This is a genomic window from Metapseudomonas boanensis, assembly GCF_042232855.1.
GTDB lineage: Bacteria > Pseudomonadota > Gammaproteobacteria > Pseudomonadales > Pseudomonadaceae > Metapseudomonas > Metapseudomonas boanensis.
In genome coordinates, this window is the sequence record NZ_CP113889.1 from 4,557,055 (window position 1) to 4,582,838 (window position 25,784).

General features: G+C 61.7%; 26 protein-coding genes. 9 read left to right on the forward strand and 17 right to left on the reverse strand.

Features of this window, described 5'->3' with window-relative positions:
- Positions 1-41: 41 nt before the first annotated feature.
- Entirely contained in the window at positions 42-1,700 is a 1,659-nt protein-coding gene (locus OXH74_RS21295; RefSeq protein WP_375738733.1) for a SulP family inorganic anion transporter, read from the reverse strand.
- Positions 1,701-1,876: 176 nt separating this feature from the next.
- Between OXH74_RS21295 and OXH74_RS21300 the strand changes: the two genes are divergently transcribed.
- A complete protein-coding gene (locus OXH74_RS21300) occupies positions 1,877-2,107 on the forward strand; it encodes a hypothetical protein (protein ID WP_375738734.1) in 231 nt (76 codons plus the stop codon).
- A gap of 753 nt (positions 2,108-2,860) precedes the next feature.
- Positions 2,861-3,013 (forward strand): response regulator transcription factor, encoded by a 153-nt coding sequence (locus tag OXH74_RS21305; RefSeq protein WP_375738735.1) that lies wholly within the window; start codon positions 2,861-2,863, stop codon positions 3,011-3,013.
- 93 nt (positions 3,014-3,106) lie between these two features.
- Here OXH74_RS21305 and OXH74_RS21310 read toward each other — a convergent pair whose 3' ends face one another.
- Both OXH74_RS21310 and OXH74_RS21315 read right to left on the reverse strand, forming a co-directional pair.
- The gene (locus tag OXH74_RS21310; protein ID WP_375738736.1) at positions 3,107-3,535 is read right to left on the reverse strand and encodes a GFA family protein; all 429 of its coding nucleotides are present in this window, start codon (positions 3,533-3,535) and stop codon (positions 3,107-3,109) included.
- Between the two features lie 114 nt (positions 3,536-3,649).
- Positions 3,650-4,570 (reverse strand): carbon-nitrogen hydrolase family protein, encoded by a 921-nt coding sequence (locus OXH74_RS21315; protein ID WP_375738737.1) that lies wholly within the window; start codon positions 4,568-4,570, stop codon positions 3,650-3,652.
- Positions 4,571-4,659: 89 nt separating this feature from the next.
- On the opposite strand from OXH74_RS21315, the gene OXH74_RS21320 reads away from it, so the two are divergent.
- Positions 4,660-5,577, forward strand: coding sequence for a LysR family transcriptional regulator (locus OXH74_RS21320; RefSeq protein WP_375738738.1), 918 nt, complete (start codon positions 4,660-4,662; stop codon positions 5,575-5,577).
- 225 nt (positions 5,578-5,802) lie between these two features.
- Here the strand turns inward: OXH74_RS21320 and OXH74_RS21325 are convergent, their stop codons facing one another.
- Together OXH74_RS21325 and OXH74_RS21330 are read right to left on the reverse strand one after the other, a co-directional pair.
- Entirely contained in the window at positions 5,803-6,600 is a 798-nt protein-coding gene (locus tag OXH74_RS21325) for a putative hydro-lyase (protein ID WP_375738739.1), read from the reverse strand.
- A gap of 103 nt (positions 6,601-6,703) precedes the next feature.
- Complete coding sequence (locus tag OXH74_RS21330) at positions 6,704-7,657, reverse strand: LysR family transcriptional regulator (RefSeq protein WP_375738740.1); 954 nt, start codon at positions 7,655-7,657, stop codon at positions 6,704-6,706.
- 307 nt (positions 7,658-7,964) lie between these two features.
- Between OXH74_RS21330 and OXH74_RS21335 the strand changes: the two genes are divergently transcribed.
- From OXH74_RS21335 to OXH74_RS21355, 5 genes are read left to right on the forward strand one after another with little or no spacing between them, the layout of a single operon-like run.
- Positions 7,965-9,248: an MFS transporter gene (locus OXH74_RS21335; protein WP_375738741.1), complete on the forward strand. Its 1,284-nt coding sequence runs from the start codon at positions 7,965-7,967 to the stop codon at positions 9,246-9,248.
- 29 nt (positions 9,249-9,277) lie between these two features.
- A complete protein-coding gene (locus OXH74_RS21340) occupies positions 9,278-10,507 on the forward strand; it encodes an OprD family porin (RefSeq protein ID WP_375738742.1) in 1,230 nt (409 codons plus the stop codon).
- Between the two features lie 29 nt (positions 10,508-10,536).
- On the forward strand, positions 10,537-11,289 hold the full coding sequence (locus OXH74_RS21345; RefSeq protein ID WP_375738743.1) for a 5-oxoprolinase subunit PxpA: 753 nt from the start codon (positions 10,537-10,539) through the stop codon (positions 11,287-11,289).
- On the forward strand, positions 11,286-11,999 hold the full coding sequence (locus OXH74_RS21350) for an allophanate hydrolase subunit 1 (RefSeq protein WP_375738744.1): 714 nt from the start codon (positions 11,286-11,288) through the stop codon (positions 11,997-11,999). Before OXH74_RS21345 ends, OXH74_RS21350 begins: the two co-directional genes overlap by 4 nt.
- A gap of 5 nt (positions 12,000-12,004) precedes the next feature.
- A complete protein-coding gene (locus tag OXH74_RS21355) occupies positions 12,005-12,937 on the forward strand; it encodes a biotin-dependent carboxyltransferase family protein (protein ID WP_375741660.1) in 933 nt (310 codons plus the stop codon).
- A 153-nt stretch (positions 12,938-13,090) separates the two neighbouring features.
- On the opposite strand, the gene OXH74_RS21360 is transcribed toward OXH74_RS21355, so the two are convergent.
- From OXH74_RS21360 to OXH74_RS21385, 6 genes are all read right to left on the reverse strand, one after another.
- Positions 13,091-13,711 carry an ABC-type transport auxiliary lipoprotein family protein gene (locus OXH74_RS21360; protein ID WP_375738745.1) on the reverse strand — a complete coding sequence of 207 codons (621 nt, stop codon included), beginning with the start codon at positions 13,709-13,711 and terminating at the stop codon, positions 13,091-13,093.
- Positions 13,708-14,625 carry an MlaD family protein gene (locus tag OXH74_RS21365; RefSeq protein WP_375738746.1) on the reverse strand — a complete coding sequence of 306 codons (918 nt, stop codon included), beginning with the start codon at positions 14,623-14,625 and terminating at the stop codon, positions 13,708-13,710. The genes OXH74_RS21360 and OXH74_RS21365 overlap by 4 nt, the downstream gene beginning before the upstream one ends.
- Entirely contained in the window at positions 14,626-15,414 is a 789-nt protein-coding gene (locus tag OXH74_RS21370; RefSeq protein WP_375738747.1) for an ABC transporter ATP-binding protein, read from the reverse strand.
- On the reverse strand, positions 15,411-16,535 hold the full coding sequence (locus OXH74_RS21375) for an MlaE family lipid ABC transporter permease subunit (RefSeq protein ID WP_375738748.1): 1,125 nt from the start codon (positions 16,533-16,535) through the stop codon (positions 15,411-15,413). The genes OXH74_RS21370 and OXH74_RS21375 overlap by 4 nt, the downstream gene beginning before the upstream one ends.
- Positions 16,536-16,773: 238 nt before the next feature.
- Positions 16,774-17,460 carry an RES family NAD+ phosphorylase gene (locus OXH74_RS21380; RefSeq protein WP_375738749.1) on the reverse strand — a complete coding sequence of 229 codons (687 nt, stop codon included), beginning with the start codon at positions 17,458-17,460 and terminating at the stop codon, positions 16,774-16,776.
- Positions 17,460-17,861 (reverse strand): antitoxin Xre/MbcA/ParS toxin-binding domain-containing protein, encoded by a 402-nt coding sequence (locus tag OXH74_RS21385; RefSeq protein ID WP_375738750.1) that lies wholly within the window; start codon positions 17,859-17,861, stop codon positions 17,460-17,462. The genes OXH74_RS21380 and OXH74_RS21385 overlap by 1 nt, the downstream gene beginning before the upstream one ends.
- A 219-nt stretch (positions 17,862-18,080) precedes the next feature.
- Here OXH74_RS21385 and OXH74_RS21390 point away from each other — a divergent pair, with 219 nt between their 5' ends.
- Entirely contained in the window at positions 18,081-19,841 is a 1,761-nt protein-coding gene (locus tag OXH74_RS21390; RefSeq protein ID WP_375738751.1) for an FAD-dependent oxidoreductase, read from the forward strand.
- A gap of 50 nt (positions 19,842-19,891) precedes the next feature.
- Here OXH74_RS21390 and pcaC read toward each other — a convergent pair whose 3' ends face one another.
- From pcaC to OXH74_RS21420, 6 genes are all read right to left on the reverse strand, one after another.
- Positions 19,892-20,287, reverse strand: a complete 396-nt coding sequence (gene pcaC / locus OXH74_RS21395; RefSeq protein ID WP_215379966.1) for a 4-carboxymuconolactone decarboxylase — start codon at positions 20,285-20,287, stop codon at positions 19,892-19,894.
- A gap of 104 nt (positions 20,288-20,391) precedes the next feature.
- The gene (gene pcaD, locus OXH74_RS21400) at positions 20,392-21,180 is read right to left on the reverse strand and encodes a 3-oxoadipate enol-lactonase (RefSeq protein WP_375738752.1); all 789 of its coding nucleotides are present in this window, start codon (positions 21,178-21,180) and stop codon (positions 20,392-20,394) included.
- A gap of 9 nt (positions 21,181-21,189) precedes the next feature.
- Positions 21,190-22,551: a 3-carboxy-cis,cis-muconate cycloisomerase gene (locus tag OXH74_RS21405; RefSeq protein WP_375738753.1), complete on the reverse strand. Its 1,362-nt coding sequence runs from the start codon at positions 22,549-22,551 to the stop codon at positions 21,190-21,192.
- Between the two features lie 177 nt (positions 22,552-22,728).
- On the reverse strand, positions 22,729-23,934 hold the full coding sequence (pcaF, locus tag OXH74_RS21410; RefSeq protein ID WP_375738754.1) for a 3-oxoadipyl-CoA thiolase: 1,206 nt from the start codon (positions 23,932-23,934) through the stop codon (positions 22,729-22,731).
- Positions 23,931-24,713 carry a CoA-transferase subunit beta gene (locus OXH74_RS21415; RefSeq protein ID WP_375738755.1) on the reverse strand — a complete coding sequence of 261 codons (783 nt, stop codon included), beginning with the start codon at positions 24,711-24,713 and terminating at the stop codon, positions 23,931-23,933. The genes pcaF and OXH74_RS21415 overlap by 4 nt, the downstream gene beginning before the upstream one ends.
- Entirely contained in the window at positions 24,713-25,576 is an 864-nt protein-coding gene (locus tag OXH74_RS21420) for a CoA transferase subunit A (protein WP_215379978.1), read from the reverse strand. Before OXH74_RS21420 ends, OXH74_RS21415 begins: the two co-directional genes overlap by 1 nt.
- Between the last annotated feature and the right edge of the window lie 208 nt (positions 25,577-25,784).

Consider the following 25,784-nt stretch of genomic DNA (forward strand, 5'->3'; position numbering starts at 1 on the left):
GGCCAATTTCGGGCCAACTGACCTCACCCAAAAGAAGAGCTTTAGTGTTGTCGGGGGGCGTACGATGCCTCATTGGCCGCGAGTGCAGCAGCAAAATCGTCGTGGTAGTGCTCCGTACCGATGGTTTGCAGAACACCCGCCCTGTCGAGCTTGCTGAGTACCTTCCGGTTCGCCTCGCATAATTTCACTACGATACGCCGCTTATGTAGCTGTTGGATGACCTCCTCCAGCGTCTGCAGGCCGGTGATGTCCATGAACGGCACTCGCTTCAGGCGGATTACCAACATCCGCGGATCGGTGTGAGTCTGCGCCAGCACACGCTCAAAGGTTTCTGCCGCGCCAAAGAACAGCGGACCCTCGATCGTATATACCAACACTCCGGGCGGCAGTCGGGTTTGCCCATTGACGCGTAGTTCAGTTTCCAACTCCTCCTCGACGACCTGTTGCACCTCCACCGAAGAGGCCATGCGCCGCATGAACTGCAACATGGCCAGGATGACTCCGATGTTCACCGCGATCACCAGGTCGCTGAACACAGTCAGGCTGAAGGTAACAAGCAGGATCGCCACATCAGCGAGCGGCGCACGCTGAACCATTCGTATGAAGTGTTTCACTTCGCTCATGTTGTACGCGACGACAAACAAGACAGCGGCCAGCGCGCACAGCGGAATGTTCGAAGCCAGAGGCGCCAGGAATAGAATGATCAGCAGCAGGGTCAGGGCATGCGTAATCCCGGCCATTGGTCCGGTGGCACCGTTTCGGATATTGGTGGCAGTACGGGCAATAGCGCCAGTGGCGGCGAATCCACCGAACAACGGCACGACAAAGTTCGCGACGCCTTGCCCGATAAGCTCCTGATTGGAATCGTGCTTGGTGCCCGTCATGCCGTCAGCCACCACCGCGGAAAGCAATGACTCGATAGCGCCCAACATGGCAATGGCGAATGCTGGTCCAATCAGTTCGATGACGCGAGGTAGCGTGATATCAGGCAAGGAAAGCTCGGGCAGTCCTTGGGGAATTCCACCGAAAGAACTGCCGATTGTCGCCACTCCATCGAAATGGAATACCGACTGGACGGCCGTGGCAAAGACCATCGCCACTAGTGGGCCTGGCACCCTCTTCAGCCCCGGCAGCTTGGGGGCTGCAATGATCAAGGCAAGACTGCCTACCGCGAGCAAGGTAGTGGCCACATGCAAATTCGGTAGGGCCTGCACCAGGTACAAGAGCTTCTCGTGGAAGTGCTCGCCGATAATGTTGGGGATGCCAAAGAAGTCCTTCCACTGCCCCACCCAGATGATTACCCCGATCCCTGCGGTAAAGCCGACGATCACCGGGTCGGGGATGAACTTGATGATGGCACCGAGTCGAGTGACTCCCAGAAGAAACAAGATGACGCCCGCCATCATGGTGGCGACTTGCAGACCATCCACACCGTACTTCGCTGTTACCCCAGCCAGAATGACGATGAAGGCTCCGGTTGGCCCGGCGATCTGCAAACGGCTTCCTCCCAGGAGTGATACCAGTACGCCACCGATGATGGCCGTATAGATGCCCTGCTCCGGCTTGACTCCTGAGGCGATGGCGAACGCCATGGCCAAGGGCAATGCCACGATGCCCACTATCACCCCGGAAACCAGGTTACGCCCCCAGTGCGCCCGGCCAAACAACCCCGCAATCCACGCTTCACGTACGGCAATCATGACTAGCTCCTCTATCGGCGCATGTGCATAATATTACCATCCTGTGATAATGATAAATGCCTCCCCTCCGCTTCTGTCGGGCGAGGCATCGATGCTGATCAGATGCCGAGATGCTGCCGAGATAGCACTCGTTTTGGGTAGAGGCGCGCGAGCGCGCATGCAGCGTGGTGACTCAGATGAACCGTAATGATGTGAAACTCAGGCATGCCGAAGGTATTTCCTTCGACACCCATGTAATCGCGAACCCTACCAACACCAAAGAGTGGATCGTGTTCTTCAAGAAAGATGCGGGACGAAGCTATTTCCTGGTCGACGAGAATGAAGAGGTCGAATCCTTTGCAAATCTGGATGACCTGATCCATGAACTCCGCGACCTTGGAATAAAGAACGCAGAAATTCATTTCTGACCACTGAATGGCCCTGGAGGCGCGAACATGTCCGTTAGAATCGAGCATTTATCCAGCCATAGCGAAGAGCTTTGGGCTGTGCACTTTGGCATCCGGCGGGTGCAATTCCGTCATGAGCGCTGCGCCAGGGACTTCGCGGACAAACTGAAGCAGCGCATTGAGGCCCCTCACGTGTACCCACGTGCTGACCAGTTGGTACGAGAACGAAATGGCAAGGCGCGCTGATTACATTACGGAAATCGTTCTGTTCCGGGCATACACGCCTTTCCGCCAGCGATTACCGGCATGTGTAGGCTCATTCAGGAATCCAATAATCCATGATTGGGCCGTTCGATAAACCATATGATTCTTGCCAGGTGCGGATAATCAGCGACCAACCGCCGGAACTCGACGAACTTCTGGAGTTTCTCGAAAGTTGCGACTTCCGCTGCATCGGATGCACATCGAGCCTGTCGATACGGCCTTTCGAGGCGATCATCCTCACCGCTATGTGATGTGATAGAGGCGATTCGCGGCGGAATCGCCGACTACGACCTGGAGCAGATGCTGTGCGCCATCAGCCGCTTGGAGCAGCGACTGCAGCTCCCCCTGGCAGGCAACCCTGGAGCGGACCGAGCTGAACCGCAAGCTGTGCGCATTGGCTGAGTCGATTGACGAACCTTACGGCGAAGTCAACAAGCGTCGGCGCAGACCGGACGATCCCCCACTCAAGTCGGGTTCAGACCAAAGCTGTAAGTTCCACCGCCCTTCGATATGCTTTCTCCACGCCAGCTCGAAGTCGTCCGAAGAATCAGCAAGGGCATGACAAACTCCCAGACCGCGTGCGAACTGGGACTTACGGAAAATACGGTAAAGCTCTACGTCTCACAGGTCCTGCGCTTGAACCTCACGAATAGCCGCACATAGCTGGCTGCCGCGTGAGCCTGACTGATCACACGAGCTCATTGGCGACAACCAATCGCCCCGAAGCAGGCTGCGTGCTTCAGGGCGGTTGGCAATCTACTCCGGCAGTGTCTCGCCTGACCCACCCATTTCCTTGGGCATATCCTTCATTTTGGGCAGCCCGTCCTTGATCCTGAGCACTGCCTCCTGATAGTGAACATGAAGCATGGGCTCATGGCGGTAGGTGGGGATGGTGGCGGCGTACACATCGACCAGCCCGAAAGGTGGATGGTCTGTCAGCAAGTGCCCACCACACGCCTTGCAAAATTTCCGGTAGCTCTTCTCGGTCTTGTGGTAGACGCCAATGTTGTCCTCACCTTTGGTGATTGTCACAGCCTCGGGCTTCCAGAGGCTGAACGCATTTACCGGCGCGGCAGACCAACTCCGGCATGATGCACAGTGGCAGAATCCGGCAGCTACCGGCTCACCGGTGACAGTGAGCTCGACAGCCCCGCAGAAACAGGCACCCTTGTAACTCTGAGTCATGGCTCGCCCCTTGCGCCCATTCGAATGATGATGTCGCGCGTTGGCGCGGTCCGATCAGTGTAGACAGTCCGCGCCTATCTGGTCGTTGCCGGAGCCAGGGATGAGTCCTCTACTTCAGATGAACCTCACGCCGGGTTTGGCCCGCTCATCCACCGTCAGTTCGAACACGTCAGGCCGTGCGTAGTGCCCCACAACATCGAAGTCGTAGCGCGCACGCACCAGTTCATCGGTATCGATCTGTGCTACCAGCAGGCCGCGCTCGCCCACCAGAGGGCCGGCCAGGACATCGCCCAGCGGGCTGACAATGAGGCTGCCACCATTGATCAACGGACGTTCGGCAGGCCAGTTCTCGATCGTCTGGCCCAGGTCGTTCGGCGAGCCCTGGACCTGGCAGGCGCTGACCACGAAACAGCGGCCTTCGCAGGCAACGTGACGCATGGTGACCTGCCACATCTCCCGCTCATCGACGGTGGGCGCGCACCAGATGTCGACGCCCTTGGCATACATGGCAGTACGCAGCAGGGGCATATAGTTTTCCCAGCAGACGGCAGAGCCCAGGCGGCCGGCCTGGCCCTCGACCACCGGCAGGGTCGAGCCGTCACCCTTGGCCCAGATCAACCGCTCGGTTCCGGTCGGCATGAGCTTGCGGTGCTTGGCGGCAAGCCCTGCCTCCGGATCGAAGAACAACACGGTGCAGTAGAGACTGTGGCCGCTGCGCTCGATCACACCTATCACCAGGTTGGCCCCGGTGCGGGTAGAAAGCGCGGCCAGTGCATCGGTTTCAACGCCGGGCACATCAATGGCATTTTCGTAATACCGAGCAAATGCTTCCCGACCTTCCGGCAGGCGGTAGCCCAGTTGGGTACCGAACCGCTCACCCTTGGGATAGCCGCCCAGCAACGCTTCGGGCATCACTACCAGGTTGGCGCCTGCCTCACGGATGGCCGTTTCATAGGAAAGGATCTGCTCGAGGGTTTCTGCCTTGCCGCCGGGCAGAGAGCCGATCTGCAGGGCCGCTACGATGGACTTGGACATGTCTTTCTTGCTCCCGAATTTGCGGTGGACGTTGCGCATTGTCAGCGGCTGCTGAATCATGAATAAAGCCATGTCTGCTACTGAATGATATGAATCAAGTGAATATCGTCGACGTTGATCTCAATTTGCTCAAGGTATTCGAAGCGCTGCATGACGAGGTCAGTGCAAGCCGCGCAGCATTGCGCCTGGGCATTACCCAGTCAGCGGTGAGTGCGGCGCTGCGGCGGTTGCGCAACTTGTATGACGACCCCTTGTTCGTACGCACCGGGCGCGGGCTGGCGCCCACGCTGCGCGCCAACCAGTTGAAGCCGCTGATCGGCGAGGCCTTGAACAAGTGCCGGCAAAGCCTGACCTTGCTCGATCCGCACGCCGGCAACTACACCGGCCGCGCGGTGACGCTCGGGCTGTCGGATGATTTCGAGATTGCCTACGGGCAGCGACTGATCGCTGAGGTGCGGTCGCGGGCGCCGGGCTTGCGCTTGATCTTCCGCCAGACCCACAGCCAGATCGTCGCCAACGCGCTGATCGAGCGCAGCATCGATCTGGCGATTACGGCCGGTGGATTCAATGAGCGCATGCTTAGCCGCCAGGTATTGACAGAGGGAGATTACTGTTGCCTGGTGGATTCCTATAGCCTGACGCTGGGGCAGAACAGTCTGAGCGTGGAAGAGTTTGTGGAGCGGGAGCAGATCCTGGTTTCTTCCGGCGGCTTTATCGGCATCGTCGATGAGGCCTTGGCGACGTTGGGACGGACCCGAAAGATCAGTGCCTCGACCACCCACTTCGCGGCCCTCTCCTATTTGCTACAAGGCACGGCGGCCATCGCGACCATCCCCAGCCATGCTGCCGAAGCGATTTCCCGCGCCACAGGGCTGGCCATGCTGCCCTGCCCTTTGACACTGCCAGGCTACCCGATCGAGCTAGGCTGGCGCACTGTGGCACAGGTGGACCCGGCAGTGTTGCGGGTCAGGGAGGCGATCGCGGCCTGCTTCGCCAAAGAGCGATGACGCATTGGCCGTCGTATTGGGCCTGAAACTCCTCGCCTCTCCCACATTCAGATCAGGCAGCAGGCGGAGTCCGTCCGCAAGGCGTGAGGACCGAAGGATCCTCGGGATTTGCAGGTAGCCCCCAATTTGCAACTGCCGGGCGCTGACAATTGGGAAGCTGAACAATCCGGGATCAGCGCCAAAGGTCGGCGCTGACACTATTCGATTCTTGAGCGCCTTCAGATGTCAGAGCTCGCCATAAAGCTTGTCGCTCACCAGCATGTGCCCGGGCGCATGGGTGATGCACAGTTCCGGCGAGGCATCGGTGATGACCGACTGGGGCGTGACGCCGCAAGCCCAGAACAGCGGAATCTCATCCTCAGCGATGGGCACCGGGTCACCATAATCGGGGGCCTGCAGGTCGCTGATACCAATCAGGGTTGGATCGCCAATATGCACGGGAGCGCCATGGGTCATGGGGAAGCGAGAGGTGATCTCGATGGCGCGTACTGCATCGACAGCCTTCATAGGGCGCATGGAAACCACCATCTTCCCAGCTAGGCGCCCTGCCGGACTGGTGTCGATCGACGTGCGGTACATAGCGACATTGCAGCCCATATCGATATGCCGCATCCGGATGCCGGCATCGAGCAGCGCCTGCTCGAAGGAGAAGGAACAGCCGATGGCGAAGGCAACGAAGTCGGCTTCCCAATACTCGCCAATATCAGTCACTTCCTGATAGGGCTGCCCGCGACGATGAATGCGGTAACGTGGCACGTCACTGCGCACATCGACATCGATGCCAAGCTTCTCGAAATACGGCGAACCGGGTTCGGTGACATCGAGCAGTGGACAGGATCGGGGATTGAGGACGCAGAAGCGCAGGAACTCATCCGCCCAGGAACGTTGCAGGATAACGATATTCGCCTGTAAATGACGTTGGCCCAGGCCGCTCGTGTGCCCGGTATAGTCACCTCGGCGAATCTGCTGGCGCAGCTCGCGCGGGGTAAGGGTGGCGAGTGCATTCAACGTTTGCGAGGTCATCTGGCGGCTCCATTCCAGTTCAGGGAATGGCCGATCTTTTAGACGGCCTGCCATTGCGGCGTCCAACAAAAACTTTCCGCGACCGGGCATAAGGAAAGTTGAATCACAGGGTCCGCAACCGGCCTGCCACCTTGTTCAGCGGCGCCGGCACGAAACAGTCCTTGCCGACATTCTCCGCGTAGTCGCTGACCACCGCCTTGCTGACCTCGACAATCTGGTCAACCAGCTCCAGGCCGGTACCGCCGCGCCAGGAAACCACCAGTGGCAGATCTGGCGGCGGAGGACCAATGCGCAGGACGGTCAGTTCACCACGCTCCAATTGCTGACTCACCAGAGCCGGCGGCAAGGCACCTATGCCGAATCCGTCACGCAACAGGCGGGTCATGGCCGCCACCGAGTTCACGCAACTCAGCCGGGGCGCCACAACACCGTTAGCGTGCAGCAGGCTGAGCACATCCTGGTGTGGGCGTGAATGCTTGGAAAAGGTAACCACCCGCTCGCTGGCCAGCTCAGCCAATGAGGCGTAATCGCGGTGATAGATCGAGCCGGTTGAGACGATCCAGCGCATCGGGTAGCTGCCCAGCTCCAGGTTGAGTACAGACTCATGACGCAGCGGGTCGGTCTGGAAAATCAGGTCCAGATAGCCCTTCTGCAACTGCTCGGAAAGATTGCGTGCGGTATCGGCCATCAGCTCGATCTCTACCGCAGGGAATTCCTCCATCACCTTCGAGACAAGTGGGCTCAGCCAGGTATGGATGACGGTATCCATCGCTCCGATGCGGATGCGCCCCTGGGCGGTGCTGCTGGTGTCGATAGACTGCTTGAGCGCATGCATGGTGTCCATCATCTGCTCGGCGTACTCCAGCACCTTGTGCCCCTCTGGCGTCAGTGTCACACCCCGGGAGTCGCGTACGAACAGTTTCACCCCGAGTTCGTCCTCTAGTACGGCTATGCGGCTGGAGATGGAGGCCTGGGTGCTGAACAGCTTTTCAGCGGTGAGGCGGAAGCTTTTAAGACGGGCGACCCAGACGAAGGTTTCGAGGAACTTGAGGTTCATGACGGCTACCGGCAATCAGTGAAGCTGCGCCGGCCACGGCCGTCGCTAACGATTAGAGACATAGTAAATTCAAGCACTTCCTGTGCCATGCAATAGGTTCATTCGACGAACGTGCCCGCGTGTGCGGCCATATGATCGTTGTTCGGCGAGTCGCGCGGGTATCGGAAATTCTTATCCCCCGCGGCCGTTTTAATTAGTTGGACGCTGGCTTCGACAGCGCCCAAGAATGCCGCCACAGGCTGCGGCAATCCAACTCCGCATCCGCCGAATGCTCATACAACGCCAAGAACAGCGATCGGAGAACAAAATGGAAAAACAAGCGACCCATGCGGGCGGCCTGGACGTGGACCAGGGCGGCTATTTCGGTTGGTATCGGGACCTGAACAAGCAGGAGCGCCGGACCTTCTGGAGCTGCAAGATCGGCTATGGCCTGGACGGCATGGACACCCAGATGCTCAGTTTCGTCATCCCCACGCTCATTGCGATGTGGGGGATCACCACGGGCGAGGCCGGATTCATTCACACGCTCACCCTACTCGCCTCCGCCATTGGCGGTTGGGTCGCCGGCATCCTCTCCGATCGCATCGGCCGTGTGCTGACCCTGCAATTGACGGTGCTCTGGTTCGCTTTCTTCACCTTCCTCTGTGGCATCGCGCAAAGCTACGAGCAATTGCTGGTCGCTCGCACCCTGATGGGCTTCGGCTTTGGCGGCGAATGGACGGCCGGCGCCGTGCTGATCGGCGAAGTGATCAAGGCCAAGGACCGCGGCAAGGCCGTGGGACTGGTGCAATCCGGCTGGGCCCTCGGCTGGGGCATGACCGCCATTCTATATTCCCTGATGTTCAGCCTGCTGCCGCCGGAAGACGCCTGGCGAGCACTGTTCATGCTGGGTCTGCTGCCTGCGCTGTTCGTGATGGTGGTCCGCCGCCTGGTAAAGGAGCCGGAAATCTATCAAGAGGCCCGCAAGCACAACCAGGGAGCGGAAAAAGTCAGCTTCTACGAGATCTTCGCCCCTGGCATGCTCAGCATCACCCTGCGCGCCTCGCTGCTGACCACCGGAGCGCTGGGCGGCTACTACGCCATCACCTCCTGGCTGCCGACCTTCCTCAAGACCGAACGCGGCCTGACCGTGCTAGGCACTGGTGGCTACCTGGCCATGGTCATCATCGGCTCCTATGTCGGCTACGTGATCAGCGCGTTCCTCACCGACCTGATCGGCCGCAAGAAGAACTTCATTCTGTTCGCTGCCGGCTCCTTCACCGTGGTGCTGCTCTATACCCAGCTGCCAGTCAGCAACTCGGCCATGCTCTGGCTGGGCTTCCCCCTAGGCTTCTTCGCCTCGGGCATCTTCAGTGGCATGGGGTCATTTCTCACCGAGCTCTTCCCCACGCGTATCCGCGGTTCGGGTCAGGGCTTCTGCTATAACTCCGGCCGCGCCATCGCCGCCCTCTTCCCGATGCTGATCGGCATGATCAGCCAGCACGTCCCGCTCAGCCTGGGCATCGGTGGATTCGCCGCGGTGTCTTACGGGGTGGTGATCCTCGCGGCCCTCAGCCTGCCGGAAACTCGCGGCAAACAACTCGAAATCTGATCGGCCCGTTCCACACCCAGGATTTCCCCATGCACCCGAACACCCATCTGGCTGCCGCGCTGTTGGCCGGCAGCGGGCTGGGCTGGCCGCTGCTCGCCCAAGCCGAGCTGATCGACGACAGCCATGCCAGCCTGGAACTGCGCAACTTCTACTTCAACCGCGACTTTCGCCAAACCGGTGCTCGTGACAAGGCCGAAGAATGGGCCCAGGGCTTCCTGCTGCGAGTCGAGTCCGGTTTCACCAAGGGCCCGGTAGGCTTCGGAGGCGATGCCATCGGCCTGCTCGGGGTCAAGCTCGACTCCGGTGACGGCACCGCTGGCACCGGGCTGCTGCCTGCTGACCTCGGTAGTGGCGGCTCCCAGGACGAGTACTCCAAGCTCGGCCTGACAGGCAAGGTAAAAGTCTCCAATAGCCTGCTCAAGGCCGGCGCCCTGCACTTCAAGAGTCCAATCGTCTCGGCCAACGACTCTCGACTGCTGCCGCAACTCTTTCGCGGCGCCTTGCTCAATGTGCAGGAGATCGAGAACCTGACCCTGCAGGGCGGCCGCCTCGACCGCATCAAGCTGAACAGTTCCAGCGATTACCAGGAGTTCAGCGCCAATCGCATTGGGGGGCGTAGCGATGCCTTCACCTTTGCCGGAGGCGACCACCGCATCACCCCAGCCCTGACTACCAGCCTTCACTATGGTCAGCTGGAAGACATCTACGCGCAGACCTTCGTCGGGTTAACCCACAACCTGGCGTTTGGCGGTACGCAGTCACTCAAGAGCGATTTGCGCTATGCCCGCTCCCGCGAGGACGGCAGCTTCCGTGAGCTGGACAACGAGGCATTCGGCGCGCTGTTCACCTGGAGGATCGACGGACACGCGCTGGGTGCTGGCTACCAGAAGATGGCCGGCGATGATCCCTTTCCTTACCTAGCGGGCAGCGATCCCTTCCTGGTCAACTTCGTGCAGATCGGTGATTTCGCCAATACCGGGGAGCGCTCCTGGCAGCTGCGTTACGACTATGACTTCGCCAGCCTCGGGGTGCCGGGCCTGACCTTCATGAGCCGTTATGTGTCCGGCGACAAGGTCCAGCTTGGTGCGCCGAACGATGGCGAGGAATGGGAGCGCGACACCGATATCACCTACGTGATCCAGAGCGGCCCGCTGAAGAACCTCGGCCTGAAATGGCGCAATGCCACGGTGCGCTCCAACTTTTCCAACGATCTCGACGAAAACCGCCTGATCCTCAGCTACAGCCTGGCGCTGTGGTGAGGACCGGCTCGATAGCTGAAGGACAGACCATGAGCAGACTGCTGCTGAACTGTGATATCGGAGAAAGCTTCGGCGCCTGGAAGATGGGGCTGGATGCTGAGGTGATGCCGCTGATCGATTGCGCCAACATCGCCTGCGGCTTCCATGCCGGTGATCCCAGCACCATGCGCCACACCATTGCCCTGGCCATCGAACATAGGGTCAGCATCGGCGCCCATCCGGGCTATCCGGACCTGGTTGGTTTCGGCCGCCGCTCCCTGGATTGCAGTCCGGCCGAAGTGGAAGACTTGCTGCTCTACCAGATCGGCGCCCTCGACGGTCTTTGCCGCGCCCAGGGCGCACGGGTCAGTTATGTGAAGCCACACGGTGCGCTCTATCAGGACATGATGCGCGAGCCGAAGATACTGATGGCGGTGATGCGTGCCGTGGCGGCCTATGACCCGCAATTACCGCTGATGCTGATGAGCACCCGCGACAACACGCGGGCTCAGGCCATTGGCGATGAGTACGGTGTGACGCTGTGGTTCGAAGCCTTTGCCGACCGCGCCTACGACGCCGACGGCTATCTTGTTTCGCGCAGCCTTCCCGGGGCGGTGCACCACGAGGCCGGGCGAGTGATTTCCCAGGCCGTCGCGATCGCGAGTGGTGAGCCCCTGGTGGCCAGCGACGGCAGCGCCCTGCCGCTGCAGGCCCATACCCTTTGCGTACATGGCGACAACCCCGGCTCGGTCGCCGCCGTGCGTCACATACGCGAAGCCCTGGATGCACTGGAGGCCCAATGAACAAGCCGCATCTGCGAATCGAAGTGGCCACGATCGACAGTTTCATCCTGCGCCTGTTCGACCGCATCGACGAAGACAACATGCCCTGGCTGATGGCGGCTGGAACACGCCTGCGGCAAGGCTTCGGCGAACATCTGGTGGACCTGGTGCCCTCCTACACCACGCTGCTGCTGCATTACGACCTGCACCACCTGGATCCTCGGCAGGCCCGCGAGCGGATCGCCGAAGCCCTGCACGACCTGCAGCCGGAACACCACGCCAACGGCCGCTGCCATCGCATCCCCACCTGGTACGACCCGCAGGTGGGGCCTGACCTCGAACCGCTGGCGCAACGCAAGGGCATGCCGGTAGCTGAACTGATCAAGCGCCATAGTCAGCGCGAGTACCAGGTGTTCGCCCTTGGCTTCACGCCCGGCTTTGCCTTCATGGGCCTGGTAGAGGAGGCCCTGGCCAGCCCTCGACTAGCCACGCCTCGCAAGCGAATTGCGCCGGGTAGCGTTGGCATCGCCGAGCGCCAGACTGCCATTTACCCGGTGGCCTCGCCCGGAGGATGGAATCTGCTGGGGCGCACTCCGACCTGCCTGTTCGACCTCAAACTGGAAGGCTACAGCCTCTTGAAAGCTGGCGACCGCGTGCATTTCGAACCTGTCGATCACGCTGAATTCGTCCGCCTGGGCGGTGACGACACCCCGCTGGAGACTCCGCAATGACCGCAATGTCTGCGCTGCAAGGCCTGCGCATCGAAACCAGCACGCCCTTCATCCTCCTGCAGGACGGAGGTCGCTTCGGCTGCCGTCACCTGGGAGTAACCCAGGGAGGAGCACTCGACTGGGTCTCCATGAGCTGGGCCAACTGGATACTGGGCAACCCGCTGGATGCGGCGGTGGTGGAGATTGGCCTCGGTGGCTTCTCGCTGATCTGCCAGCAGGACGGCTGCCTGGCCCTTGCCGGTGCCGACCTCGGGGCGACCCTCGATGCCCAGCCGCTGCCGCTCTGGAGCCATTTCAGGGTGCGCCCCGGACAACGGCTGGCATTCGCCCATCCTCGACGGGGCGCACGCGCCTATCTGGCTGCACCCGGCGGATTTGTGGGTGAACCTCAGCTCGGTAGCCTGGCCTGCGTTGGTCGGGAGAACTTGGGCGGGTTGCATGCGGACGGCAAGGCGCTCGCGGCAGGTGACCAGCTCACCTGGCGCGGAGAAGCCGCCAAGCCGCGGGGCATACCGCGTGCGAGCATCCCTGATCTGGCTGGCGAGATTCATTTGGAGGTGATACTGGGTGCCCAGATCGGCGACTTCTCCGGCCAGAGTCTGTTCGATGCGTTCAACAGCGACTGGACTGTGGATACCCGCGCCGACCGGATGGGCGTGCGCCTGCTTGGCCCGGTGCTGCAGTGCAAGCGCCAATCGATGGTGTCCGAGGGGATCGGTCTGGGTGCCCTTCAGGTTCCGCCAGATGGCCAGCCCATTGCACTGCTCAACGACCGCCAGACCATCGGCGGGTACCCCCGCCTTGGCGCTCTCACGCCACTGGCAGTGGCGCGGCTCGCCCAATGCCTTCCAGGCACATCCTTGCGCTTCGCACCCACGGTACAGGAGGCGGCGTACCGGACGCACCAGCAGCGGTTGGCAACCTGGTGGGCTGATTGAACGCCTGGAGCACGACTCAAGTCTGGTTTGCCTGGTTGTGCCGCTAACAGGACCGCCTCTGGGCCGGGTAGGGAATGGGCGGACGTAGCCAAGGCCAGAATCTTCAGCATTCTGCCCGCGGCTTCAGTCCACCCGAATGCGCGCAGGTGCACATCACTTCGACTCGGTAATCCCGCGCCCTTTGGCCAGCGTCCACTCCAGCACCTTGATTGACAGCATGTCGCTGGCCTTGCCAAACGCGGTCACCACCTGCTCAGGCGATGTGCCGGCAGCGGGTTGGCGGACTTCGAAACGCTGGCTGGCAACAATACGCCGAGTCCCGCTTTGAACCAGGCGCGCATCCAGCAATACGTGGGCTTCCGGAGTGCCGGAGCGGTATTCGCTCTGGAAGGCGCGCAGATCACCAGTCAGCTCCAGATCGGCCTGCAGGCGGCTGTCATCACTGCTGACCTCCCCTACCCGCCCGTCGGCCAGAAATGCGTCGACCAGTCGATCCCGCACCAACACGGGCGCCCGGTCACTCCAGCGCGCACCTTTGTAGGCGCTGAGTCGATCCCCGGCAGGCGCCACTGCAATCCGGGTACTATCGAGCGTCTGACTGGCCTGCGGACGGCTCACCCTGAGGGACCAGTCGACAGCCTTCACCTGCACACGGGAGGGCGGATTGCTCGTCGGCAGAACGTAGACATCCAGTTCCTCGCGTTCGGGAAGGATCGAGCACGCGCCAAGCAAGCTGCTCACCAGCAGCACGCCAAGAGGAAAGATCCGCTTCATGGTTGGAACTCCTTGATGGTGTCACTGCGGAGCAAGTACCCCGCAGGGTCTGCCTCCAGGCGCTGGGAAAATGACCGCAGGGCCTCCAGCGTGTCGCGCAACTGGGCAATGGCCGGGCCCAGTTCGCCAATGCCTTTGAGTCCGCCGTCCAGCGCGTCGCGGTTGGTGTTTAGCAATTGCTCGATATTCCGGCTGCTGCGCTCGAGGGATGCCAACATCTCTCCGGCATTGGCCACTGCTTCGCGGCCATGACCATTGATGAGCGTATTGGCGTTGTGCATCAGTTCCGCAGCTTCGGCAGTTGCAGAGTTGATCTGCTTCAGGGTCTGGGCCAACTCATTCCGTTGGCCGTTGAAACTCGCAGTGGTCTGCTCAAGATTGGCGAGGGTCTCCGACACGCGTGCGATGTTGTCGCTGGAGAACAATTTGTTGGCTTGTTCCAACAGTGTCGTGATGCTGATCATCAGATCCTCGCCGCCGGCCATGAGGCGTGCAATGGGCGACGGGTCGGCGACAATCACCGGTCTTCTGCCATCCTTGCCTTGGAGCAAGGGGCTTGAGGGGGTGCCACCGTGCAACTGGATCACTGCCGTACCGGTAACGCCGGTGATGGACAGGCGTGCGCGGGTGTTTTCCTTGATCGGGGTAGCGCCGACGACACGGATGCGTGCCTTGACCTTGCGCGGGTCTTTCGTGTCCAGTCGCAACAACACGACTTCGCCGACCTTGATGCCGCTGTACTGCACCGCACTGCCCTTCGAGAGGCCACTTACGGCTTCGGTGAATATCACTTCGTACTCGCGGAACTCCCGGTCGGAACTGGACTTGCTCAGCCACAAGGCGAACAACATGGCGGCTCCGACCACCAGCACGGTGAACAGGCCGATCATGACGTGGTGGGCACGAGTTTCCATTCAAACACTCCCCGGCACGCGCGATGCGGCCTGCGCGGCCGCGCGACCGCGCGGTCCGTGAAAATATTCCTGGATCCAGGGATCGCCATTGGCGGCCACGACCTCCAGTCGATCGGCCACCAGAACGTGCCTCTTCGCCAGCACGGCGACCCTGTCGCAGATTGTGTAGAGAGTGTCCAGGTCATGGGTGACCAGGAACACACTGAGGCCAAGGGCATCCCGCAGCGTGCGGATCAGCTGGTCGAACGCAGCTGCGCCAATGGGGTCCAGCCCTGCTGTGGGCTCGTCGAGGAACAGGATGTCCGGGTCCAGGGCCAGTGCACGCGCCAGGGCGGCGCGTTTGATCATCCCCCCGGAAAGCTCGGTGGGGTATTTGTCCCCGGCCTCCACCGGCAAGCCGACCAGGGCCAGCTTCAGACGCGCAAGCCGTTCCGCAGAGGGACGATCCAGGCCCGCATGCTCAATCAACGGCAGTGCAATGTTTTCGGTAACGGTCAATGATGAAAACAAGGCGCCGCGCTGATAAAGGACCCCAAACCGACGTTCGAGTTGGGAACGCCGCACTAGTGGCAAGGCCAGCAACTCTTCACCAAATACCCGCACCGTACCGGCGTCGGGATGGCGCAGGCCGAGGATGCAACGCAGAAGCACCGACTTGCCGGTGCCCGAGCCGCCCACTACACCCAACACCTCACCACGCACAAGGTCGAGGTTGAGGTTCTCGTGCACTACCTGGGCTCCGAACTGGTTGCACAGTTCGCGCACTTCGATGATCGCTTCACCCGTCACCAGCCCACCTCCATGAGGAACAACGCGGCAATCGCATCCAGCACGATGACGACGAAAATCGACTGCACGACGCTGGAGGTGGTCCGTTCGCCCACCGACTGCGCGCTGCCGGTGACCTTGAAGCCCTCCAGGCAACCGATCACCGCGATCAGGAAGGCAAAAATCGGTGCCTTGCAGATGCCCACCAGGAAGTGCCTGAGTTCGATATTCTCCTGCAGGATCGACAGGTACATCGATGGAGAGATGTCCAATGCCAGGGCGCACACCACGGCACCGCCCACCATGCCACTGAGCATCGCGATGAAGGTCAGCATTGGCAATGCGATGAGCATGGCGAACACCCGGGGCAACACCAGCAGCTCCACGGGGCTGAGGCCCAACGTGCGAATTGCGTCGATTTCTTCGTTGGCCTTCATTGAGCCGATTTGCGCAGTGAACGCGCTCGCTGTGCGGCCGGCCATGAGGATCGCAGTGAGCAGCACGCCGAACTCCCGCAGGAACGAGAACGCCACCAGGTTGACGGTGTAGATGCTGGCCCCGAAGTCAGCGAGGATGGTCGCGCCGAGGAACGCCACCACCGCGCCGACGAGGAAGGTCAGCAACGCAACGATGGGCACGGCGTTGAGTCCGCTCTGCTCCAGGTGGGTAACCAGCGAGGTGATACGCCACCGGCCAGGCAGCAGAAGGATGGTGAACATCGAGCTAAGCACCACACCGGTGAAGCCCAGCAAGGCAAGCGCTTGTTCCCAGAGCCCCTGGACTGCCTTACCGATGTTTTCCAACAGTTCGATCAACGCCGAACGGCGCGGGGCCTTGGCCTCCTTGCCCCCTAGGGCCATGGCCGTGGCGACGGTTTGCAACAATGCACGCCGCTCCGCCGGCAGGTTGGGCATCGTCGCATCGAGGTCAGCCATGCGGCTGACCCCGAGCAGCTCCACGATCAGCGCTGCACCGGCCGTGTCCAGCGAGCCGAGGGCGCTGAGATCAACTGCTACACCGCTGCCAAGGCCACCGCGCGCAGTGTCCACTTGCTTCTGCAATGTGCTGTAGTGGGCAAGCGTCCAGTCACCGCCGATCTGCAGACCGGACTTTTGGGCGCTGATGAAAGGTTCCGTTGTCATGCAGGCAGCTTAGCTCCGGATTTTGGCAACCCATCGGAGAGCTTCAGCCTGACGCTCAGCGGCTCTCGATGTGTTGACCTGGGACTGAAAGCGGATCCGTGCACCACAAGTTACCCTCCTTGGCTATTCGGCAGACGGAAAATGATACCCGCACTGTCTGCGGTTGACGTAGCGTCACCTCTTACCGTCCCTCCCTGCCCACTCCTTGGAATTGTCTTCACACAACGTAGGACTCGACTTATGCCTTCACCGGACTGACTTTCAGCACGCAGGAAATTGTCTGGGTCTTACCGTCCCACAGATAGCGAAAATGTTGCCCCTGAACGGGCAAGGTCACCGCTGGAGGGCGGAAAGCAGCCACGCACTCATGCCCTGGCAAGCGCACACTGTTGTAGAGCAGCCCCCACTTCCCGGCGTTCCGCCACTGCCCGGCGACTGCCTGGCTGGCGCCGTAGCTCAGCGGGTCGGGATCATGCAGTTGGACAAGGCCGCGCACGTCGACCATAGGGCTCACCACTCGATTCACATAGGCCCGCATGGTGATCTCGATACTGGCCTCCTGGGTCGCCCGCCAGAATCGCTCCTGGTGATAACGCGTCTCGGCGATCGCAGCGTCGACGGAGTTGGCGCAGTAATAGACGCCGTAGGAACCGTCGGTAAAGCGGCTGGCGCGGCCGATGTGGGTGAACGGTGCCATTACTATTGTCGCCCCGGCACCGCTGACCCGATCCTCCGGCAGCACACGAGAAATCTCGCCTACCTGGTCACGCAAGCGGTCATTGGTCATGGCCTCGATGGCGTAAGCCAGTTCCAGGTCAGCCGGGTCCAATGTGTCTTCGAATATCGAGATCGGCGGGAACGAACTGTTGACCAGCCGATAGGCCTTACCCCACTCAGGCAGCAGCTCCGCGAGCAATTCCGTCATCAGCCCCGTACTCCGTCCAGGTAGCGGCGCACATCAGCTACGTCGACAACTTGCCCGCCCAGCATGTATTCCAGGGCGCTGCGCCCATTGAAAGGCGCAGCGCTGTTGGGTCTGTGCACCCACTCGTAGGCGCGTGCCTCCTGGTTGCTGAACAGGATTCGCAGGGCCTTGTGGATGCCCATCAAGTAGGAAATCCGCTCCAGCGTATCGTGGGGCAATCGCACGCTCGGCAGTTTCTTGTAGCTGAAGTAGGTCGTGTTGCCGATCGAGCCCAGCAGCGTGCGCTGCTGCTCCTTGGTGCAACCCCACTTGTCCATCAGGTTGAAGAAGAACTTGAGGGCGACACGCCCTGCATCGCCACTCTGGATTTCTAACGCGGGCGCTCTTGCAGGAATGCTCATGACAACTCCCCTGTCTGTTGGGTGGCTTCAGTTTACTCCGTATACGAACAATATAAACAATATTATTCATATGCGTATATCCCCATTTGATTTCCTTTCTTGTTCAGCTCGCACTTATCCTTAGCTGCTCATCGCTTGACCAACTCTTTTCCTTGGCGATTCGGAGATGCCTCTCTAGAATGTGGAACCAAGTTCCAGAAACAAAAAGAGGAAATCCAGATGCCTTCCGATTCACCCATTTCACGCTCGATGGAATGCGATGTCCTGATCATAGGTTCCGGCGCAGCAGGGCTCAGCGCGGCGGTAACGGCAGCCTTCCATGGACAGAAAGTGATCCTGGTGGAGAAAGACCCGGTGCTGGGGGGCGCAACCGCCTGGTCCGGCGGCTGGATGTGGGTGCCACGTAATCCGCTGGCTCGCCGCGCCGGAATTGAGGAAGACATCGAACAGCCGCGTACCTACCTGCGCAATGAGCTGGGCAAGCACTATCGTGCCGACCTGGTGGACGCCTTTCTCGAGGCCTGCCCGCACATGGTCGGCTTTTTCGAACAGCACACTGCCCTGCAATTCGTCGATGGCAATGGCATCCCCGACATGCATGGCAACACGCCCGGCGCCGCCACGGGCGGTCATCAAGTGATCGCAGCGCCCTTCGATGCCCGCGAAGTCGGCGCCCTGCTGCCGCGCCTACGCAAGACCATGCGCGAAACTTCGTTCATGGGCATGCCGATCATGGCCGGCGCTGACCTCGCCGCCTTCCTTGGCATGACCCGCTCGCTGCGTGCTTTCGCCTATGTGACCAAGCGTTTCGGTGCACATCTCTACCACTTGGCGCGCTATGGGCGAGCCATGCATCTGGTCAACGGTGTGGCGCTGGTGGGGCGCCTGGCCAAGTCTGCCGACGACCTCGGCGTGCGTATGCTCGAGTCAGCACCGGCCAAGCGACTGCTCGTCGAGGATGGCAGGGTGTGCGGCGCAGTGATCCAACATGCGGGCGCGGAGCTGAGCATTCGTGCCAAAGCCGTGGTATTGGCCGCTGGTGGTTTCCCTAACGACCCAGAACGGCGTAAGGCGATGTTCCCGCGCGATGCCAGCGGGTACGACAACCTGGCACTGCCACCCAGCGCCTGCTCCGGCGACGGTTTGCGCCTCGGCGAAGCCGTTGGTGGCCTGGTGGCCGATGACCTGAAATCACCCGTAGCCTGGGCACCAGTTTCCAAGGTGCCCTACCCCGATGGCAGCGTTGGCCACTTCCCCCACATCATCGATCGCGGCAAGCCGGGTGTGATCGGCGTATTGAGGAACGGCAAACGCTTTGTCAACGAAGCCGGCGGTTACTACGACTACGTGTCGGCCATGGTGGAGGCTGTTCCCGAAGGCGAAGAAGCCTGCTCCTGGTTGATTTGCGACCACCGTTTCCAACGCCGTTTCGGCCTTGGCTTCGCCCGTCCTGCGCCCATCCCGCTGTGGCCATACGTGCGTAATGGCTACCTGATGCGTGGCAACTCCATCGAGCAGCTTGCTGGCAAATGCGGCATCGATCCCGTGGAGCTGGCCAACACAGTGGCCGAGTTCAATCAGCATGCGCGCAAGGGTGAAGATCCGCTGTTCGGTCGCGGGTCCACCCCGTTCAATCGCAGGAGTGGTGATCCTCTGCATAACGGCCCCAATCCCTGCGTTACACCCATCGAGCAAGGGCCGTTTTATGCGGTGAAGGTCCAGCCCGGCTGCTTCGGCACCTTCGCCGGCCTGCGCACTGATAGTCAGGCTCGCGTTCTGAATGCAGACGGCCAGGCCATTACCGGCCTCTATGCCGCGGGCGCGGACATGGCCAGTGTATTGGGCGGGCACTATCCGTCGGGCGGGATCAATCTGGGTCCGGCAATGACCTTTGGCTACATTGCCGGATGCCATATTGCTGGCGTGCCGGTCGAGAGCCGAGATATTCCCGCGGCGAATTCAGCCTTTCCCCGAGCATGAAAAAAAGCCGCCAGGATGCGTGGTCCTGGCGGCGTCCAGCCTGCGGTGAATCAACCTTCCAGCGATTCGACCCCAAGCTCATCCCACACGGCCTCAGCCAGGTGGAAGGTAGCGTTGGCTGCGGGAATACCGCAGTAGATGGCGCTCTGCATGATCACTTCCTTGATCTCGTCGCGGGTTACACCATTGTTCTTGGCCGCGCGCAGGTGCAACGTCAGCTCGCCTTCGCGATTCATGCCGATCAGCATGGCGATGGTGATCAGGCTGCGGGTGTGCCGAGGCAGACCGGGCCGCGTCCAGATGTCGCCCCAGGCATGCCGGGTGATCATCTCCTGGAATTCTTCGTTGAACGGCGTCAGGTTCTGCAGGCTGCGGTCTACGTGGGCGTCGCCCAGCACGGCACGGCGTACCTGCATGCCGGCCTCGTAGCGTTCTTTCTCGTCCATCTTCGACTCCATGGATCAGGTGCCCTGTAGGAACGAGCTTGCTCGCGAAGCCCTTCTGTTCGCGACATTCGCGAGCAGAGCTCATTCCTACACAAGAGGCGCAATCAGGCGGTCAGGAAATCCATCACACGGCGGGTGAACAGCTCACCGGCTTCGACATTGGACAGGTGCGCAGCGTGGAACTCCACCAGGTCGGCGCCGCGGATGTGCTCCTGCATGAAGCGACCGTGCTCGGTCGTCGTCACGGGGTCGGCGTCGCCGCAAACCACGAGCGTCGGCGCGACGATGCTGCCCAGCTGCTCTCGGTAATCGGCATCGCGTACCGCCGCGCAGTTCGCGGCGTAGCCTGCAGGCGAGGTCTGAGCCAGCATGCCGACGATGGGTTCGACCTTGGCGGGCTGGGCTTTCGCGAACTCAGCGGTGAACCAACGGGAGATGGAGGCATCGCGCAGATCGCGCATGGCCTGGGCGCCGCCCGCCAGCACGGTGTCGATGCGCGGATTCCAGACTTCCGGGCTGCCGATCTTGGCGGCGGTATTGCACAGCACCAGACGTTCGATACGCCGGGGGGCATTGATGGCCAGCCACTGGCCAATCAGGCCGCCCATGGAAAGACCACAGAAACTCACCTTGGCGATGTCCAGCGCATCCAGCAAGGCCAGCACGTCACGGCCCAGTCGTTCGATGCTGTAGGGGCCTTCGCTGACCAGCGACTGCCCGTGGCCACGAGTGTCGTAGCGCAGCACGCGGAACTGCTCGGTGAATGCCGGGATTTGCTCATCCCACATGTGCAGGTCGGTGCCCAGCGAGTTGGACAGGACCAGAACCGGCGCACCGGCCGGGCCTTCGAGCAGGTAGTTCAGGTCGCCATCGGCGAGGGTTACGGCAGGCATGCAAGTCTCCTAACGCGAGAAATCTTGGTGTTCGGTAATGGCCCGGTCCACCCAGCGGCGGGCCTGGCCAAGGTAATGTGCAGGGTCGAGCAGACGGTCGAGATCAGCGGCCGACAATTGCGCGGTCACCTCGGCATTGGCACCAAGCACCTTGCGCAGGTGCGCGCCCTCCTTCACCGCCTGTCTGCAGCACTGCTCGATCAGGTGGTGCGCGGCATCGCGGCCGATGCGCTGGGCCAGGGCGATGCTCACCGCCTCGGCCAGCACCAGACCCTGGGTCAGATCGAGGTTACGGCGCATGCGCTCGGCATCCACTTCCAGTCCCGGCACTACCAGCAACGCCTGATGCAGCGCGCCGGATACGAGGCAGCAGAGCTCAGGCAAGGTTTCCCACTCGGCATGCCAGAGGCCCAGGCTGCGCTCGTGCTCCTGCGGCATGGCGGCGAACATGGTGGAGATCAATCCCGGTGCACGGGTAGCGGCGCCGATCAGCACAGCCGCGCTGACCGGGTTGCGCTTATGCGGCATGGTGGACGAACCGCCCTTGCCCGGCGCGGAAGGCTCGAACACTTCGCCGGCCTCAGTCTGCATCAACAAGCTGAGGTCACGGCCCAGCTTGCCGAGACTGCCGGCGATCAGCCCCAGCAGGCTGGCGAATTCCACCAATCGGTCACGCTGGGTATGCCACGGCTGGTCAGGGAGGTTAAGGTCGAGCTCACGGGCCAGGGCCTCGGCCACCGGCCAGGCCTGATCGCCCAGGGCAGCCAGGCTGCCAGACGCGCCGCCGAACTGCAGGCACAGCAGGCGTGGCTTGAGTTCGAGTAGACGCTGACGATGACGGGTAATGGCGCCCAGCACACCGGCGAGCTTCATTCCCAGGGTCACGGGTGTGGCCTGCTGCAACCAGGTGCGGCCCGCAAGCGGGGTTTCCGCATAGCGTTGCGCTTGCACGGCCAGGGCCTCGGCCAGCTGCGCCAGATCCTGCTCGATGAGTACGATGGCAGCGCGCAGTTGTAGCACCAGACCGCTGTCCATGGCGTCCTGGCTGGTGGCTCCTAGGTGAATGTAACGCTCGGCCTCAGCACTGCTGGCAGCCACGCGCTTGCCTAACGCCTTGATCAGTGGAATGGCGGAGTTGCCCGCGCTGGTAATGGCCTGGGCCAGGGCGATGAAGTCATAGCCATCGGCGCTGCAGGCAGCCGATATGGGTGCCACGCAATCTTGTGGCACCAGTCCCACGCTTGCCTCGGCGCGAGCCAGCGCGGCTTCAAAATCCAGCATGCCCTGCACCCGGCCATGGTCGGAAAACACCGCGCGCATGGCCGGTTGGGTGAAGTAGGGATCGAAGAGTTGGTTGCTCGGGCTGTTCAAGCCAGTGCTCCAAAATGCGGAAAGTGGGCGTGTCCGCCAATTGTAGAGGCAACCGCACTTGTAGGAGCGAGGGGGACACCGAGTTCTTGCTCGCGAACAGGCACTCTCGCCGTTGATCCGCGAGCAAGCCCGCTCCTACAGGTTCGTAGCTCCGCTAGCAGGCCATAGAAGACACGATCACACGCGCTCGATGGCAAGAGCGAGTCCCTGACCTACGCCCACGCACATGGTCGCCAAGCCTTTCTTGCCGCCGGACTTCTCCAACTGGTGCAAGGCAGTCTGGACCAGACGCGCACCGCTGGCACCCAGCGGGTGGCCGAGGGCGATGGCGCCGCCATTGGGGTTGACCTTGTCGCTGTCGTCGGCGATGCCGAGTTCACGCATCACAGCCAGCCCTTGTGCGGCGAAGGCTTCGTTCAGCTCGATCACGTCGAAATCGCCGATAGACAGGTTCAGGCGCTCCATCAGCTTGCGGACTGCCGGCACCGGGCCGATGCCCATTACTCGCGGGGCAACGCCGGCGCTGGCCATGCCGAGCACTTTCGCGCGCGGGGTCAGGCCGTGTTTCTTCACCGCTTCAGCGGAGGCCAGGATCAGCGCCACAGCACCGTCGTTGACGCCCGAGGCGTTGCCGGCTGTAACGGTTTTTTCCGGGCCATTGACCGGCTTCAGCCTGGCCAGTGCTTCGAGGGTGGTGTCCGGACGCAGGTGCTCGTCCTGATCGACCACGGTCTCGCCCTTCTTGCCCTTGATCACCACAGGGACGATTTCTTCGGCGAAGAAGCCTTCGGCCTGGGCGCGACCGGCGCGTTGCTGGCTGCGCACGGCAAAGGCGTCCTGGTCTTGACGACTCACCTTGTAATCATCAGCGACGTTGTCAGCAGTCTGCGGCATGGCGTCGACGCCGTACTGGGTCTTCATCAGCGGATTGATGAAACGCCAGCCGATGGTGGTGTCCTCGATCTTCTGGTTGCGGCCAAAAGCGCTGTCAGCCTTGCCCATGACGTAAGGAGCGCGGGACATGGACTCCACGCCGCCGGCAATCGCCAGTTCCATCTCGCCCGAGGCGATGGCACGGAACGCGGTGCCCACTGCATCCATGCCCGAGGCACAGAGTCGGTTCAGCGTCACGCCGGGCACGCTGTCCGGCAGGCCGGCCAGCAGTAGCGCCATACGGGCGACGTTGCGGTTGTCCTCGCCAGCCTGGTTGGCGCAGCCGAGGAACACTTCATCGAGCAGGTCCCACTGGACCTGCGGGTTGCGTTCGACCAGTGCCTTGATCGGGACAGCAGCCAGATCGTCGGCACGTACCGGGGCCAGGGAGCCGCCGAAGCGGCCGATGGGCGTGCGGATGGCGTCGCAGATATAGACCTCGCGGCTCATTCCTCACCTCCCTGCTGGCCATGGGCGGCGGCAGTGCGGGCTTCGAGGGCACGCAGTGCATTCAGCTCGGTGTCGTTCGGAGCCAGGGTCTCGCCCACCACCGGTGCGAAGCGGATCGCCCAACCAGTGGCTTCGATCACTTGCTCGCGGGTGATGCCCGGGTGCAACGAGGTAACGATGAATTCGTTGGTGCCGGCTTCCGGCTCCATGATGCAAAGGTCGGTGATGATCGCCACCGGGCCTTTGCCCGGCAGGCCAAGTTGCTTGCGATGGTCGCCGCCTTCGCCATGGCCGACCGAAGTGATGAAAGCCAGCTTGTCGACGAAGGTGCGGTGCGACTGCTTGAGGATGATCAGCACTTCCTTGGCGGAGCCTGCGATCTCCGGGGCACCGCCGGCGCCGGGCAGGCGTACTTTCGGCTGATGGTAGTCACCGATCACGGTGGTATTGATGTTGCCGAAGCGGTCCACCTGGGCGGCACCGAGGAAGCCGACGTCGATGCGACCACCTTGCAGCCAGTAGCGGAAGATCTCACCAGTGGGCACCACGGTGTCAGCGGTTTCGGCCAGCTCGCCGTCACCGATGGACAGCGGCAGCACTGTTGGCTTGGCGCCGATGGGGCCGGATTCATAGATCAGTACCACATCGGGGGACGAGGTCAGGCGCGCCAGGTTGGCAGCCTTGGACGGCAGGCCGATGCCGACGAAGCAGACGGCGCCGTTCTTCAGGCGACGGGCAGCGGCAACGGTCATCATTTCATTGGTGGTGTAGGCGCTCATCACTTGGCCTCCGCAATCTTGGCTTTGGCGATTTTTTCCTGGAATTGGGCGAAATCCTTGGTGCCACGGATGTACTCGTTGATCCAAGCCGTGAAGGTTTCGCGGTCGCGGGCAATCGGGTCCCAGGCCTGGTAGAAGCGATTGTCCCGCTCGTAGTAGCCATGGGCATAGGACGGATGGGCGCCACCGGGAACATGGCAAACAGCGGCCAGGGCCCAGGTCGGCAGCACGCAGGCGTTCATCGGCGCGTTCAGGTCATCGACGATTTCTTCCACGGTGACAATGCAGCGCTTGGCCGCCAGGGCCGCTTCCTTCTGCACGCCGAGGATGCCCCAGAGCAGCACGTTGCCCTTGCGATCGGCCTTCTGCGCGTGGATCACGGTCACGTCCGGGCGTACCGAAGGCACGGCAGCCAGCACTTCACCGGTGAACGGGCAGGTAACGGTCTTGATCAGCGGGTTGACCTTCGGCAGGTCGGAGCCGGCATAAGCACGCAGAACGGCGAACGGCAGGCCCGAGGCACCGGCCACATAGGAGTTGGCCAGGTCGGCGTGGCTGTGCTCTTCGATCTCCAGAGCGTGCGGCCACTGCTTTTCCACCGCGTCGCGCAGACGATGCAGCGAACCGACACCAGGGTTTCCACCCCAGGAGAACACCAGCTTCTTCGCACAGCCAGCCCCAATCAGCAGGTCATAGACCAGGTCGGGGGTCATGCGCACCAGGGTCAGGTCCTTCTTGCCCTGGCGAATGATTTCGTGGGAAGCGGCAGTAGGAATCAGGTGAGTGAAACCTTCGAGGGCAACGGTGTCGCCGTCGTTGATGAAGCGTTCGACCGCTTCGCGGAGAGAGAGGAGTTCAGCCATGGTCGATCTCGTGTTGTTATCCAGGGCGATGGAGCGCCGGGTGATGAAAAAGTAACCTCCCCCTGCCCCCCAAACAATCCGATAATCGACTATTAGTGCGATTACCGAACAAATGTATGCCTTGCTACCGACTATCCCTTTCGTGTGCTGGTGCAGCTTTTCCTGTGGGGGAGAATTCATTCGCCAAGCAGACTGAAGGCCTGCCAGG